The sequence below is a fragment of the Streptomyces sp. NPDC059452 genome, assembly GCF_042750035.1.
Taxonomy (GTDB): Bacteria; Actinomycetota; Actinomycetes; order Streptomycetales; family Streptomycetaceae; genus Streptomyces.
In genome coordinates this window covers 31,813-45,760 of the sequence record NZ_JBHYVE010000030.1, presented here as the reverse complement: position 1 = coordinate 45,760, position 13,948 = coordinate 31,813, and the positions used below count along the sequence as shown (strand labels likewise).

Genomic DNA, 13,948 nt, shown 5'->3' with positions numbered 1-13,948 from the left:
ACCCGCTGCCCCAGCGGCTCCGCAGGCACTGCCCGCCCGGCAGGCACCTTCCGCCTCCGCTGCTTCGCAGGCCCCGCAGGCACCTTCCGCCCCAGTGGCCCCGCCGGCCCCGCAGGCACCTTCGGCCTCGGCGTCCCCTCAGGCCCCTTCAGCTCGGGTGTCCCCGCAGGCCCGGCGGGCACCTTCCGCCTCCGTCGCACCGCAGGCCCGGCAGGCACCTGCTGCCCCAGTGACTTCGCAGGCCTGGCAGGCACCCGCTGCCCCAGCGGCTCCGCAGGCACTGCCCGCCCGGCAGGCACCTTCCGCCTCCGCTGCTTCGCAGGCCCCGCAGGCACCTTCCGCCCCAGTGTCCCCGCAGGCCCGGCAGGCAACCTCCGCCTCCATCGCACCGCAGGCCCCGCACACACCTGCCACCCCGTTGTCCCCGAGTGCCCGGCAAGCGCCTCCCTCCCCACCCGTACCGGGCACGGTGGACACGGCGGCCAAGCCCGCGGCCCCGCCGTCGTCCGCAGTCCCCGGGGCCGTGGTCCCGCGCGCCGGGGCCACCGACCGGGCGCGCCCCGGCGCGGTCGGTCCTCATGCCACCGGTCCCGCCCCCCGCCCCGCCGACCCGTACCCCTCGCACCCCGGTCCGCCCCCCGCCTTCACCACCCGGCGCAGGGCCGTGGGGGCCGTGGATCTGGGCCCCGTGCCGGGGGCCGTCCCGGTGCCTCCGGGCGCGTACCGGGTGCCGGACCGTTACGGCTACCCCGAGACGCCCGTGGAGACCACCACCCGGCTGCGGCCGGTGCCGCCCCGGCAGCGGTGGCGGGCACCCGTGGCCGCCGCCTGTGTCGTGCTCGGGCTCGGGCTGATCGGCGGCGCGGCCACCGGGGCCTGGCTGACCGGTGACTCCTCCGCCGAGCCCGCCCGGACCCCGTACACCACCGCCCGTACCGTCTGGCACAGCGTCCCCGTGGACTCGCTCTTCCCGCGCACCCTCAAGGGCACCGGAGCCGGTCCCGGCGGTACGAACCGGACCTGGACCCGGCTGGCCGTCGACGCCGACAGCGACTGCTCCACGGGGCTCGACCCGCTGCTGCGCACCACCCTCCGGTCCGTCGGCTGCGAGCGGATGGTGCGCGCCACCTACACGGACTCGACCCGCTCCGCCGTCACCACCGTCGGCATGGTCGTCACCGAGGCCGACGCCGTGGGGATGCAGGCCCTGAGCACCCGGTTCGCCGAACAGCGGCTCGCCGCGCGCAAGGACCTGATGCCGCGTACGTACGCCCCCGAGGGCACCCTCGCCGCCGGGTTCGGCGACCGGCAGCGGGCCAGCTGGACCGTCCGCCCGCTCACCGAGATCCCGGTCGTCGTCTTCGCCGTCTCCGGCTTCGCCGACGCGCGCAGGGTCGCCGAGCCGCAGCCCGCCGAAACGGCGATGGAGGCGGGTGCCACCACGGACGTCGCCCAGGCCGGGCTCGGCCACGAGGCGCAGGGCATCGCGGACCGGGTCGAGCGCGGGGTGCGCAGGACCGTCACCGATCTCACGGAGCCGCCGGAATGACCCGACGACGACCCCACCGCGCCCTCGCCGCGGTCTGCGCCGCCGCCGTCCTCGCGCTCACCCCCGCCGCCCCCGCCCACGCGGACGCCATCCGCGACCAGCAGTGGGCCCTGGCGGCGATGCACACCGACCGGGCCTGGCAGACCACGAAGGGCGCGGGCATCACCGTCGCCGTCCTGGACACCGGGGTCGACGGCTCCCACCCCGACCTGGCGGGCCAGGTCCTCCCCGGCAAGGACCTCATCGGCTTCGGCGCCTCGCGCGGCGACTCCTCCTGGGCCCTCCACGGCACCGCGATGGCCGGGATCATCGCCGGACACGGCAACGGCCCGGGCCGCACCGAGGGCATCCTCGGGATCGCGCCCGAGGTCAAGATCCTCCCCGTCCGGGTGATCCTGGAGTCCAAGGACCCGGCCCGCGCCAAGGCCCGCAAGACCCGGGGCAACGCGCTGGCCCAGGGCATCCGCTGGGCCGCCGACAACGGCGCCGACGTCATCAACCTCTCGCTGGGCGACGACAGCGAGTCCGCCCACCCGGACCCGGGCGAGGACTCAGCCATCCAGTACGCCCTGTCCAAGGGCGTCTCCGTCGTCGCGTCGGCGGGCAACGGCGGCGAGAAGGGGGACCGGATCTCCTACCCCGCCGCCTACCCCGGGGTGATCGCCGTCGCCGCCGTCGACGAGTACGGCACGCACGCCTCCTTCTCCACCCGCCGCTGGTACGCCACCGTCAGCGCCCCCGGCGTCGACATCGTGGTCGCCAACCCGGACGGCCACTACTACATCGAGTGGGGCACCTCGGCCGCCGCCGCCTTCGTCTCCGGCGCCGTCGCCCTGGTCCGCGCGGCCCACCCCGGCCTCCACCCCGCCCAGATCAAGAAGCTCCTCGCCGACACCGCCCGCGACGCCCCCGCCGAGGGCCGCGACGACGCCCGCGGCTACGGCATCGTCGACCCGGCGGAGGCCATCGAGGCGGGCTCCCGGCTGCGCCCCGGCGACCTGAGCGCCCAGGCCGCCGCGGCGGGCCACCGCACGAAGTACTTCGGCCCGGGCCCCACCCCGCCGCCCGCCGAGGACGACCCGGTCAACTGGGCCGCCCCGCTCGCGGGCGGCCTCGGCGCGGCCCTGCTGGCAGCGGCCGTCGTCCTGTGGCGCGGCCGGAACGCCCCCGGCCACCGCTGACCGGACCGCGCGGCCGCCCGAGCCCGCCACCGGACGACCGGTCACCCCCGCCGGACAACCGGTCACCGCGCCGCACGATGACGACGGCGGCCAGGCCCAGGGCCAGCCCGAGCGCGGTCCGGGGGCCGAACGGTTCACCGAACATCAGCGCTCCCCACACGGCCGTGACCGGGGCCATGAGGAACATGAGCGTATTGACCGCGGTGACTCCCGAGCGCCTGAGGATCAGCCAGTACAGCCCGTATCCGCCGAAGGTGGAGAGCACCACCAGCCAGCCGATCGCGACCCAGAACGACGCCTCGGCGGGCGGCCGCGCGGTTCCCGTACCCACGGCGAGCGCCGTGAAGACGACGGTGCTGGTGGCACAGTGCACGGTCAGCGACACCGAGGGCGCGACCCGCGTACGGGAGCGGCCTTCGAGGAACGTGGCCGCCACCAGCGACAGCATCCCGACGAACGGCACCGCGTAGGCCCACCGGGCGACTCCCGGTCCGGCCGAGGCGTCGGCGAGCGTCACGACGGCGACACCGGCCGCCCCCAGAGCCAGCCCCAGCCACTGCCCGCGCGAGACGAACTGATGGAGCAGGGGCCCGGCGAGCGCCCCGGCCACCAGGGGCTGGACCCCGTCGATCAGGGCCGTGGTGCCGGTGGAGACACCGAGCTGGATCGCGTAGTAGACCGTGAGGAGATAGCCGCTCTGCGACAGTGCGCCGATCACGGCCTGCCGCCCCACGTCCCGCACCGTGAGGCCCCGCCACGACGCCCGCGCGAGGGTCACCGCGACGGCGATCAGGACCACGGTCAGCGGGAGGAACCGCCACATCAGGATCGTGACGGCCGACGCACTGCCCGCACCGAGCTTGGCCCCGATGAACCCGGAGCTCCAGCACAGCACGAAGGCGGCCGAGAGAAGGACGTTCACGCCGCACCTCCGGTAAACAGATCGGTATACCCACTCCTTGACTATACAGATCGGTATACTCGGCTTCATGGACGGTACGGAGAAGCCGCGGCGGATCACGATGACGCCCGCCGCGCGACGCGCTCTGGTGGCGGCCGAGAGGCTGTTCTACGAACGGGGCATCCACGCGGTCGGGGTGGACCTGATCGCCGCCGAGGCCGGGGTGACCAAGAAGACGCTCTACGACCGGTTCGGCTCCAAGGAGCAGATCGTCGTGGAGTACCTCGCGCACCGCGACGAGCGCTGGCGGGCCTTCCTCGCCGAGCGCCTCGACGCCGCGCCGCCGGAGCCGGTGGCGCGCGTCCTGGCCGTCTTCGGCGCCTCGCGCGCGTGGTCGTCGGAGAACAGCCCCAAGGGGTGCAGCATGGTCAACGCCCACGCCGAGATCAGCGACCCCGCCCACCCGGCCCACGCGATCATCACCGGGCAGAAGAGGTGGATGCTCGGCCTGTTCACCCGGCTTGCCGGAGGTGTCGCGCCCGAGGGCGCCGAGCGCCTGGCCCGGTCGCTCATGCTGCTCCACGAGGGCGCTCTGGTCGCGCACGGCCTGAATGTCTTCCCCGACCCCTTCACGCACGCCCGCGAAGAGGCGCACGCCCTTCTGACGGCGGGCCGAGGGGGCCGCGCCTGAGGCCCCGGCGTCCAGGCACTACGCTCGTCCCGTGGCGCTCAAGAACATCCCAGACTCCGGTTTCTCCGACGACGACGGCTCGGCCTCTCCCGCCCTGACCAGTGCGCTCGACGCCTGGTCGCGGGACCGGAGCGCCGTCGGCCCGGTCCTCGCGGCGCTCCGCGGGGCCCGGCTCCTGGTCCCCGTCGTCGCTGTTCTCGGTGAGGTGGAGGAGGACGAGAAGGGGCTGCGGCGCGAGAAGACCAGTGACATGGCCGTGCCCACGCTTCAGGCGGGCGACCGGCGTGCCCTGCCCGCCTTCACCTCGACCGACTCGCTGGCCCGCTGGGACCCCGAGGCCCGCCCCGTCGCCGTACCGCTGCACCAGGCCCTCCAGGCCGCCGCGCACGAGAAGGCCGACACCCTGGTGCTGGACCTCGCCGGGCCCGTCGCGTTCGAGCTGAGCGGTCAGGCGCTGCTGGCCCTCGCCGAGAACCGCACCAGCACCGACCCGCTCCAGGACCCCGCGGTGATCGACGCCGTACGGGAAGTGGTGGCCGCCGAACCCGCCGTGCTCCGCGCCCACCTCGGCCCGGGCCGGGCGGACGGCACCCTCGCCCTGGTCCTCGCCCCGGACGCGGTCCCCGCCGAGGCGGCCCGCCGGGTCGCCGAGGCGCTCTCCGGCAGCGAGGCGCTCCGGGCCCGGCTGGTCGGCGGACTGGACCTGGCCCTGCTGCCGGCGGGCGCCACCGCGCCGGGTGAGCCGCTGTTCAGCCGCTGAGCCCGTACACGCGAGAGCCCGCCGCCCCGACGAGGGGGCGGCGGGCTCACGTACGTACGGACAAACCAAGAACCTAGCCGTAGACCGGGCCCGTGTACTTCTCGCCGGGGCCCTGGCCCGGCTCGTCCGGCACCAGCGAGGCCTCGCGGAAGGCGAGCTGGAGCGACTTCAGGCCGTCGCGCAGCGGGGAGGCGTGGAAGGTGCTGATCTCCGTGGTGGAGGCGTCCAGCAGTCCGGCCAGGGCGTGGACCAGCTTGCGGGCCTCGTCCAGGTCCTTGTGGTCCTCGCCCTCCTCGGTGAGGCCGAGCTTCACCGCCGCCGCGCTCATCAGGTTGACGGCGACCGTCACGATCACCTCGACGGCGGGGACCTCCGCGATGTCACGGGCCATGTCGTCGAAGCCGGGGTTGTCACTGCTGGTGGGGGTCGCGTCGCTCATGCCCACACGATAAGGCCAGGCCGGGGCGGCTCCGTCGCCGGGAGCCGGTCGGGAGTCGGTCGGGGGCCGGGTCACGCGCAATTAGCGTGCCCACCACCCGGCTGTTAACATAGGACCACGACCGGCCGGACACCTATGTGCCCGGCCCACAAGTGGAGGCTCCGTTCTCCCACCTGACTGTCCTCGCGGACGGCGGGTCACCGGTCAGGCGGTCCCCATCGTTCCGTACGGACGATGGAGCCGCTCGATGCGCCCCGCGGTTGACCGCGGCGGTGCTCCGGTAGTTCATGGAGCCCCGCCTGTGTCCCGTCCGGGGCTTTTTCTCGTTCCGGCGCGGTTGGTCGACGCTACACACGTAACGCGGCTGTCCGCCAGGCGGTCGCGTGGTGCTACCGAGGAGGATCCATCAGCGCCGAGCCCCGCATCAACGACCGGATTCGCGTTCCCGAGGTCCGACTTGTCGGTCCCAGTGGCGAGCAGGTCGGGATTGTTCCGCTTGCCAAGGCCCTGGAACTCGCACAGGAGTATGACCTCGACCTGGTCGAGGTGGCGGCGACAGCCCGTCCGCCCGTGTGCAAGCTCATGGACTACGGGAAGTTCAAGTACGAGTCGGCCATGAAGGCCCGTGAGGCGCGCAAGAACCAGGCGCACACGGTCATCAAGGAGATGAAGCTCCGGCCGAAGATCGACCCGCACGACTATGACACCAAGAAGGGTCACGTCGTCCGGTTCCTCAAGCAGGGCGACAAGGTCAAGATCACGATCATGTTCCGTGGTCGTGAGCAGTCCCGCCCGGAGCTGGGCTTCCGACTGCTCCAGCGTCTGGCTTCGGACGTGGAGGACCTGGGCTTCATCGAGTCCAACCCGAAGCAGGACGGCCGGAACATGATCATGGTTCTGGGCCCGCACAAGAAGAAGACCGAAGCCATGGCCGAGGCCCGTGAGGCCCAGGCCGCCCGCAAGGCGGGGCGTCAGGGCACGACCGACGCCGCACCTCAGGGCGACACCGCCGAGGCTCCGGCCGCAGCGGCCGAGGCTCCGGCCGACACACCTTCCGAGGCGTGACCTTCGGGGGCTGCCATCCAGGCGCCCCCGGGTCCCCCCGGAATCCCATAGAGATCTGACGCCCCTGCAGTCCGGTGCCCCGCACCGTGAGGGGCGCCACTGACGAGGAGAGAACGGCGCGATGCCGAAGAACAAGACGCACAGCGGTGCCAGCAAGCGCTTCAAGATCACCGGCTCCGGCAAGGTGCTCCGCGAGAGGGCCGGCAAGCGCCACCTGCTCGAGCACAAGTCGTCCAAGAAGACCCGCTCGCTGACCGGCACGGTCGTCGTGGCTCCGGCCGACGCCAAGAAGATCAAGAAGCTTCTCGGCAAGTGAGGTCCGGCCCCCGGACCTTCTCCGGGGGCACGACCTCGATCACACCGGGACCAATTCGTTTCCGGGCCGTGTGAAGACACCCACGGCCCCGCTACAAGGAGTTAACAAGTGGCACGCGTCAAGCGGGCAGTCAACGCCCACAAGAAGCGCCGGGCAATCCTCGAGGCGGCCAAGGGCTACCGCGGGCAGCGCTCGCGCCTGTACCGCAAGGCCAAGGAGCAGGTCACCCACTCCCTGGTCTACAACTACAACGACCGCAAGAAGCGCAAGGGCGACTTCCGTCAGCTGTGGATCCAGCGCATCAACGCCGCTGCCCGTCAGAACGGCATGACGTACAACCGCCTCATCCAGGGTCTGAAGGCCGCCAACATCGAGGTGGACCGCAAGATCCTGGCCGAGCTCGCGGTCAACGACGCCAACGCGTTCGCCGCTCTCGTCGAGGTCGCTCAGAAGGCCCTCCCGAGCGACGTCAACGCCCCGAAGGCCGCCTGATCCAGGCCCCACCTTCCAGGTACGTGAACCGGACCCGCAGGCGCACGCCGTCTGCGGGTCCGGTGCGTTGCCGCTGACCCCCACCGCCGTACGTCCCTTTACCGCGCAGATCCCCACCGCCGTACGCCGCCGTACGCGGACCCCACCGCCGTACGCAGAGCAGAGAGGCCCGCCGCCGACCATGGGCACCCCCGAACTGATCTCCCCGCGCTCCCCGCGCGTCGCCGCCGCCCGCCGGCTGGCCCGCCGCAACTTCCGCGGCAAGGAGCGCAGGTTCATCGCCGAGGGGCCCCAGGCCGTACGCGAGGCCGCCGCCCACCGGGGCGGGGACGGCGAGCCGACCCTCATCGAGCTGTTCGCCACCCCCGAGGCCGCCGACCGGTACGCCGACATCATCGACGCCGCCCACACGGCGGGGGCCCGGGTGCACCTGGCCGGTGACGAGGTCCTGGCCGATGTCTCGCAGACCGTCACCCCGCAGGGCCTGATCGGTGTCTGCCGCTTCCTGGACTCCCCGTTCGCGGAGATCCTGGCCGCCAAGCCCACGCTGGTGGCCGTTCTGGCCAACGTCCGCGATCCCGGGAACGCCGGTACGGTACTGCGCTGCGCGGACGCCGCCGGGGCCGACGCGGTGGTGCTGACCGATGCCTCGGTGGACCTGTACAACCCCAAGTCCGTACGGGCGTCGGTCGGTTCGCTCTTCCATCTGCCCGTGGCCGTCGGCGTTCCCGTCGAGCAGGCCGTGCAGGGGCTCCGGGACGCGGGGGTGCGCATCCTCGCCGCCGACGGGGCCGGGGCCGACGACCTGGACGACGAGCTGGACGCGGGCACCATGGGCGGCCCCACCGCTTGGGTCTTCGGCAACGAGGCCTGGGGGCTGCCCGAGGAGACCCGTGCGCTCGCCGACGCCGTGGTCCGGGTCCCCATCCACGGCAAGGCGGAGAGCCTGAACCTGGCCACCGCCGCCGCCGTCTGCCTCTATGCCTCCGCCCGCGCACAACGCCCGCGCCGCACCCCCGACGCGTAACGGAACGTCTCTCCGACGGCCCGTCACCGATCGGTCCCGGCCATTCCGCTTATCCGCCCACCGGCGCACTCCTGGCGCGCGCCCCCACAGGGTGTCGCCGGTTCGCCACCGACTAGTAGGGTGACGAACTCGGGGGCCCACTGCACCGGTTCGAGAGGTGGGGATACGGGATAATGGCTGTCGGCATGAGCTCGCCGCGACCGGCGCACACCGCCGCCGCGCGCGACGGGGGCGGGGACCCGGGCGTAATTTCGGCCGCCCCGGACACCCCCGGCACCGAAGCCGTTCCGGATCCCGCGGGCCCCGAAGCCGCCCCGGACACCATCGGCACCGCCCATGCGGGTGCCCTCTCCATCGGCATCGATCCCGACGACCTCCCCGACGGGCTCGTCGTCGCCGACGAGAGCGGCCGGGTCATCTGCTTCAACGCCGCCGCCACCCGTATCACCGCCACCCCCGGCGCCGAGGCGATCGGCCGCCCCCTGGAGGCGGCTCTGCCCCTGGAGGACCTCAAGGGCAAGCGCTGGTGGGCGCTGACCGACCCGTACGGCGGGCTCGCCACCCGGGGCGGCCAGCCCGAGCGGAACCTGCTGCTGCCCGGCGGCCGTGAGGTGCTGGTCTCCGCCCGTTACGTACGGGAGCGGCCGACCGGGCCGGTGCGCCGGGTCGTCGTCTCGCTGCGCGGCACCGAGGCCCGCCGGCGTACCGAACGCAGCCACGCCGAGCTGATCGCCACCGTCGCCCACGAGCTGCGCTCCCCGCTGACCTCCGTCAAAGGGTTCACCGCCACCCTGCTCGCCAAGTGGGAGCGGTTCACCGACGACCAGAAGCGGCTGATGCTGGAGACCGTCGACGCGGACGCGGGCCGGGTGACCCGGCTCATCGCCGAGCTGCTCGACATCTCCCGGATCGACTCCGGCCGACTGGAGCTGCGCCGTCAGCCCGTCGACGTCTCCGCCGCCGTGGCCCGGCACATCCAGGCGCTCATCACGGGCGGCCAGGCCCCCGAGCGCTTCCTCGTCCGCACCCGGGGACCGCTGCCCGACCTGTGGGCCGACCCCGACAAGGTCGACCAGGTCCTCGGGAACCTCCTGGAAAACGCGGTGCGCCACGGCGAGGGAACCGTCACCATTGAGATCGCCCCCGCACCCGCGCCGGGTGCGTGCGACGAGATGGGAACGGCTGTCACCGTGAGCGACGAAGGCCCCGGCATCCCCGAGGAGTCGATGGGCCGTGTCTTCACCCGCTTCTGGCGGGGGAGCAAGCGCGGCGGCACGGGCCTGGGCCTCTACATCGTCAAGGGCATCGTCGAGGCCCACGGCGGCACGATCACCGTCGACCGGGGGCCCGGCGGCGGGGCCGAGTTCCGATTTATTCTGCCTGTGAGCATGCCCGCCTACCTGGTGTGAGCAGCCCACGGGCTCCCCGACCGTCCTGCGGCCTTTAGACTCGACCTTTGGCACCTTTGCGTCCTCCAGTCGTCGAGCGGGGTCGCGCCACCAGCCAATCGGAAGCACGGGAAGAGATGTCGGCACCGAACAAGTCGTACGACCCAGTCGAGGTCGAGGCACTGAAACCGGAAGAGATCGAGCGCATGCGGGACGAGGCGTTCGCCGCCTTCGCCGCCGCCGGTGACCTCGACGCGCTCGCCCAGGCGAAGACCGCGCACACCGGAGGTACCTCGCCCCTGTCGCTCGCCAACCGCGAGATCGGCGCCCTGCCCCCGCAGGCCAAGGCCGAGGCGGGCAAGCGCGTGGGCCAGGCCCGCGGCGCCGTCTCCAAGGCGCTGGCCGCCCGCCAGGCCGAGCTGGAGGCCGAGCGCGACGCCCGGGTGCTCGTCGAGGAGGCCGTGGACGTCACACTGCCCTACGACCGCACCCCGCCCGGCGCCCGCCACCCGCTGACGACCATCATGGAGCGCGTTGCGGACGTCTTCGTGGCCATGGGCTACGAGATCGCCGAGGGCCCCGAGGTCGAGGCGGAGTGGTTCAACTTCGACGCCCTGAACTTCGTACCCGACCACCCGGCCCGCCAGATGCAGGACACCTTCTTCGTCCAGGGCACCACGCCCGACGGCAAGGCGACCGAGGGCGACGAGTCCGGGGTCGTGCTGCGTACGCACACCTCGCCCGTCCAGGCCCGCTCGCTCCTGGAGCGCAAGCCGCCCGTCTACGTGGTCTGTCCCGGCCGGGTCTACCGCACCGACGAGCTGGACGCCACGCACACCCCGGTCTTCCACCAGATCGAGCTGCTCGCCGTCGACGAGGGCCTCACCATGGCCGACCTCAAGGGCACCCTGGACCACATGGTCCAGGCGCTCTTCGGGCCGGACATGAAGACCCGGCTGCGGCCGAACTTCTTCCCGTTCACCGAGCCGTCCGCCGAGATGGACATGGTCTGCTACGTCTGCCGCGGCGAGTCCGTCGGCAACCCGGACCGCCCCTGCCGCACCTGCGGCAGCGAGGGCTGGATCGAGCTCGGCGGCTGCGGCATGGTCAACCCCAAGGTGCTCACCGCCTGCGGTGTGGACCCCAAGAAGTACAGCGGATTCGCCTTCGGGTTCGGCATCGAACGGATGCTGATGTTCCGCCACAACGTCGAAGACATGCGAGACATGGTCGAGGGTGACGTCCGGTTCACCCGGCCGTTCGGGATGGAGATCTGATGCGCGTCCCGCTTTCCTGGCTGCGGGAGTACGTCGACCTGCCGGAGACGGAGACCGGCCGTGACGTACAGGCCAAGCTCGTCTCCGTCGGGCTCGAGGTTGAGACCGTCGAGCAGATCGGTGCGGGCCTCAAGGGCCCCCTGGTCGTCGGACAGGTCCTGACCATCGAGGAGCTGGAGGGGTTCAAGAAGCCCATCCGCTTCTGCACGGTCGACGTCGGCTCGGCCAACGGCACCGGCGAGCCGCAGGAGATCGTCTGCGGCGCCCGTAACTTCTCGGTCGGCGACAAGGTCGTCGTGGTCCTCCCGGGCGCGGTCCTGCCCGGCGACTTCGCGATCGCCGCCCGCAAGACGTACGGCAAGACCTCGCACGGCATGATCTGCTCCACCGACGAGCTCGGCATGGGCGACGACGGCACGCACGGCATCATCGTGCTGCCGCCGGAGCACGAGGTCGGAACCGACGCGATCGAGCTGCTCCAGCTCGTCGACGAGGTCCTCGACATCGCCGTCACCCCGGACCGGGGTTACTGCCTGTCGATGCGCGGGGTCGCCCGTGAGACCGCCATCGCGTACGGGCTGCCGCTGCGCGACCCGGCGCTGCTGGACGTGCCCGCGCCGAACGCGTACGGCTACCCGGTCCAGATCTCCGACCCGATCGGCTGCGACCGCTTCACCGCCCGCACCGTCACCGGTCTCCAGCCCGAGGCCCGCTCCCCGATCTGGATGCAGCGCCGCCTCCAGAAGGCCGGGATGCGGCCCATCTCGCTCGCCGTCGACATCACCAACTACGTGATGCTGGAGCTCGGCCAGCCGCTGCACGCCTACGACCGCACCCGGGTCGAGGGCCCCATCGGTGTGCGCCGCGCCACCCAGGGTGAGAAGCTCACCACGCTGGACGGCACCGTCCGCGTGCTGGACGCCGAGGACCTGGTCATCACCGACAACCGCGGGCCGATCGGCCTCGCGGGCGTCATGGGCGGCGCCAACACCGAGATCGCCGACGCGGACGGCGAGAACGCGCTCACCACCGAGGTCGTCATCGAGGCCGCGCACTTCGACGCGATCTCCATCGCCCGCACCGCGCGCCGCCACAAGCTGTCCTCCGAGGCGTCCAAGCGCTTCGAGCGCGGCGTGGACCCGCAGGCCGCCGCCGCTGCCGCGCAGCGCACGGTGGACCTGCTGGTCCTCCTCGCGGGCGGCACCGCCGAGGCCGGGGTCACCGAGATCACCTCGCCCCACGCCCCGCGCACCATCGCCATGCCCGCCGACCACCCCGACCGGGTGGCCGGTGTGGCGTACGGGCGCGAGACCGTCGTCCGCCGCCTCCAGGAGGTCGGCTGCGACGTCTACGGGCAGGACGAGCTGATCGTCACCGTCCCGTCCTGGCGGCCCGACCTCAACGAGCCGAACGACCTGGCCGAAGAGGTCATCCGCCTTGAGGGCTACGAGAACCTGCCCTCCACCCTGCCGACGCCCCCCTCCGGCCGGGGTCTCACCGACCGGCAGCGGCTGCACCGCCGTATCGGCCGGGTGCTGGCCGGAGCCGGGTACGTCGAGGCGCTGAGCTACCCGTTCATCGGTGACGCCGCCCTGGACCAGCTCGGCCTGGACGAGGACGATGAGCGCCGCCGTACGGTCAAGCTCGTCAACCCGCTCTCCGACGAGGAGCCGGCGCTGCGCACCACGCTGCTGCCGGGCCTCCTCGGCGCACTGCGGCGCAACGACGGCCGGGGCAGCCACGACCTGGCCCTCTTCGAGACCGGCCTGGTCTTCCGGCCCACGGGACAGGAGACGGCGGCCGTCCGGCTGCCCGTCGACCGCCGTCCCACCGACGAGGAGATCGCCGGTCTCGACGCTGCCCTCCCGCGTCAGCCGCGCCGCGCCGCCGTCGTCCTCGCGGGCGCCCGCGAGCAGTCCGGCTGGTGGGGCAAGGGCACCCCGGCGACCTGGGCGGACGCCGTCGAGGCGGCCCGCTCGATCGCCGCGGAGGCCGGTGTCGAGGTCATCGTCCGCGCCGACCAGCACGCCCCCTGGCACCCGGGCCGCTGCGCCGCGCTGTACGTCACCGTGAACGGCGAGGAGACCCTCTTCGGACATGCGGGCGAACTCCACCCGCGCGTCATCAAGGCGCTCCACCTGCCCGAGCGGACCTGCGCCGCCGAGGTCGAGCTCGACGTCCTGGAACAGGCCGTCGACGGAGCGCTCCAGGCGCCCAGGATCTCCACCTTCCCGGTGGCGACCCAGGACGTCGCCCTCGTCGTCGCCGGGGACGTCCCGGCCGCCGACGTGGAGCGGGCGCTGCGCGAGGGCGCGGGTGAACTCCTCGAATCGCTGCGGCTGTTCGACGTCTTCACCGGCGAGCAGATCGGCGGGGGCAACAAGTCCCTGGCGTACGCGCTGCGCTTCCGCGCCGCCGACCGCACGCTGACCGTGGACGAGGCCTCGGCCGCCCGCGACAGCGCGGTGGCCCTGGCCGCCGAGCGCACGGGCGCGGTGCTGCGCGGGGCATAGCACGCAGGCGCGACAGCGTCGAGAAGGGGCGTATCCGGCCACCGGACACGCCCCTTCTTCTGTCTCGCCGGGCGGCTGCGGGGACCGCACGCGGACCGGGACACGGAACCGGGAGGAAGCGCGGTTCCGGCCCCCGACCCGCAGCCACCCTCCTTCACCGTTGGGCAGTGGGTCGTGCGATCCGGCGCCGTCCGCACGGCCACGGAGTGTCGGGCAGGCCGGCGGTGCGGACGGCGCGGGTGCGGGTCGTCAACCGTTACGAGGGGGAGCCGACGACCCGGCCGCCTCTTGCGAGGAGCCCATTCAACCGAGCCCCGCCCCGGCTCGGCAGAGTGCACAGCAGGAGGGT

At 72.9% G+C, this 13,948-nt stretch carries 13 protein-coding genes; 11 read left to right on the top strand and 2 right to left on the bottom strand.

The window, feature by feature from the left end:
• Positions 1-664 precede the first annotated feature (664 nt).
• Positions 665-1,549, top strand: coding sequence for a hypothetical protein (locus ACFW9Z_RS30475; protein WP_384645872.1), 885 nt, complete (start codon positions 665-667; stop codon positions 1,547-1,549).
• Positions 1,546-2,730 carry a type VII secretion-associated serine protease mycosin gene (gene mycP / locus ACFW9Z_RS30470; protein WP_384645823.1) on the top strand — a complete coding sequence of 395 codons (1,185 nt, stop codon included), beginning with the start codon at positions 1,546-1,548 and terminating at the stop codon, positions 2,728-2,730. The genes ACFW9Z_RS30475 and mycP overlap by 4 nt, the downstream gene beginning before the upstream one ends.
• Here the strand turns inward: mycP and ACFW9Z_RS30465 are convergent.
• Positions 2,633-3,652 (bottom strand): DMT family transporter, encoded by a 1,020-nt coding sequence (locus ACFW9Z_RS30465; RefSeq protein WP_384645822.1) that lies wholly within the window; start codon positions 3,650-3,652, stop codon positions 2,633-2,635. The genes mycP and ACFW9Z_RS30465 overlap by 98 nt on opposite strands.
• Before the next feature lie 67 nt (positions 3,653-3,719).
• Between ACFW9Z_RS30465 and ACFW9Z_RS30460 the strand changes: the two genes are divergently transcribed.
• Positions 3,720-4,322 (top strand): TetR/AcrR family transcriptional regulator, encoded by a 603-nt coding sequence (locus ACFW9Z_RS30460; RefSeq protein ID WP_384645821.1) that lies wholly within the window; start codon positions 3,720-3,722, stop codon positions 4,320-4,322.
• 31 nt (positions 4,323-4,353) lie between these two features.
• Positions 4,354-5,082 carry an SseB family protein gene (locus ACFW9Z_RS30455; RefSeq protein ID WP_384645820.1) on the top strand — a complete coding sequence of 243 codons (729 nt, stop codon included), beginning with the start codon at positions 4,354-4,356 and terminating at the stop codon, positions 5,080-5,082.
• 73 nt (positions 5,083-5,155) lie between these two features.
• On the opposite strand, the gene ACFW9Z_RS30450 is transcribed toward ACFW9Z_RS30455, so the two are convergent.
• Positions 5,156-5,521 (bottom strand): DUF1844 domain-containing protein, encoded by a 366-nt coding sequence (locus ACFW9Z_RS30450; RefSeq protein WP_384645819.1) that lies wholly within the window; start codon positions 5,519-5,521, stop codon positions 5,156-5,158.
• Positions 5,522-5,926: 405 nt separating this feature from the next.
• Here ACFW9Z_RS30450 and infC point away from each other — a divergent pair, with 405 nt between their 5' ends.
• The 7 genes from infC (at position 5,927) to pheT (ending at position 13,599) form a co-directional block, all read left to right on the top strand.
• The gene (gene infC / locus ACFW9Z_RS30445) at positions 5,927-6,586 is read left to right on the top strand and encodes a translation initiation factor IF-3 (protein ID WP_384645871.1); all 660 of its coding nucleotides are present in this window, start codon (positions 5,927-5,929) and stop codon (positions 6,584-6,586) included.
• Positions 6,587-6,707: 121 nt separating this feature from the next.
• On the top strand, positions 6,708-6,902 hold the full coding sequence (gene rpmI, locus ACFW9Z_RS30440) for a 50S ribosomal protein L35 (protein ID WP_003970213.1): 195 nt from the start codon (positions 6,708-6,710) through the stop codon (positions 6,900-6,902).
• Between the two features lie 108 nt (positions 6,903-7,010).
• Complete coding sequence (rplT, locus tag ACFW9Z_RS30435) at positions 7,011-7,394, top strand: 50S ribosomal protein L20 (protein ID WP_007457565.1); 384 nt, start codon at positions 7,011-7,013, stop codon at positions 7,392-7,394.
• 181 nt (positions 7,395-7,575) lie between these two features.
• Positions 7,576-8,421, top strand: a complete 846-nt coding sequence (locus tag ACFW9Z_RS30430; RefSeq protein ID WP_384645818.1) for a TrmH family RNA methyltransferase — start codon at positions 7,576-7,578, stop codon at positions 8,419-8,421.
• A 173-nt stretch (positions 8,422-8,594) separates the two neighbouring features.
• Entirely contained in the window at positions 8,595-9,830 is a 1,236-nt protein-coding gene (locus ACFW9Z_RS30425; protein ID WP_384645817.1) for an ATP-binding protein, read from the top strand.
• Between the two features lie 116 nt (positions 9,831-9,946).
• Positions 9,947-11,086, top strand: a complete 1,140-nt coding sequence (pheS, locus tag ACFW9Z_RS30420; RefSeq protein WP_384645816.1) for a phenylalanine--tRNA ligase subunit alpha — start codon at positions 9,947-9,949, stop codon at positions 11,084-11,086.
• Positions 11,086-13,599 (top strand): phenylalanine--tRNA ligase subunit beta, encoded by a 2,514-nt coding sequence (pheT, locus tag ACFW9Z_RS30415; protein ID WP_384645815.1) that lies wholly within the window; start codon positions 11,086-11,088, stop codon positions 13,597-13,599. The genes pheS and pheT overlap by 1 nt, the downstream gene beginning before the upstream one ends.
• The last annotated feature ends 349 nt before the right edge of the window (positions 13,600-13,948 follow it).

Bases quoted from the DNA above. Each gene is read 5' to 3' on its own strand.
- pheT (WP_384645815.1), top strand. From the start codon at position 11,086: ATGCGCGTCCCGCTTTCCTGGCTGCGGGAGTACGTCGACCTGCCGGAG.
- mycP (WP_384645823.1), top strand. From the start codon at position 1,546: ATGACCCGACGACGACCCCACCGCGCCCTCGCCGCGGTCTGCGCCGCC.
- ACFW9Z_RS30450 (WP_384645819.1), bottom strand. From the start codon at position 5,521: ATGAGCGACGCGACCCCCACCAGCAGTGACAACCCCGGCTTCGACGAC.
- ACFW9Z_RS30425 (WP_384645817.1), top strand. From the start codon at position 8,595: ATGGCTGTCGGCATGAGCTCGCCGCGACCGGCGCACACCGCCGCCGCG.
- rpmI (WP_003970213.1), top strand. From the start codon at position 6,708: ATGCCGAAGAACAAGACGCACAGCGGTGCCAGCAAGCGCTTCAAGATC.
- ACFW9Z_RS30460 (WP_384645821.1), top strand. From the start codon at position 3,720: ATGGACGGTACGGAGAAGCCGCGGCGGATCACGATGACGCCCGCCGCG.
- pheS (WP_384645816.1), top strand. From the start codon at position 9,947: ATGTCGGCACCGAACAAGTCGTACGACCCAGTCGAGGTCGAGGCACTG.
- ACFW9Z_RS30430 (WP_384645818.1), top strand. From the start codon at position 7,576: ATGGGCACCCCCGAACTGATCTCCCCGCGCTCCCCGCGCGTCGCCGCC.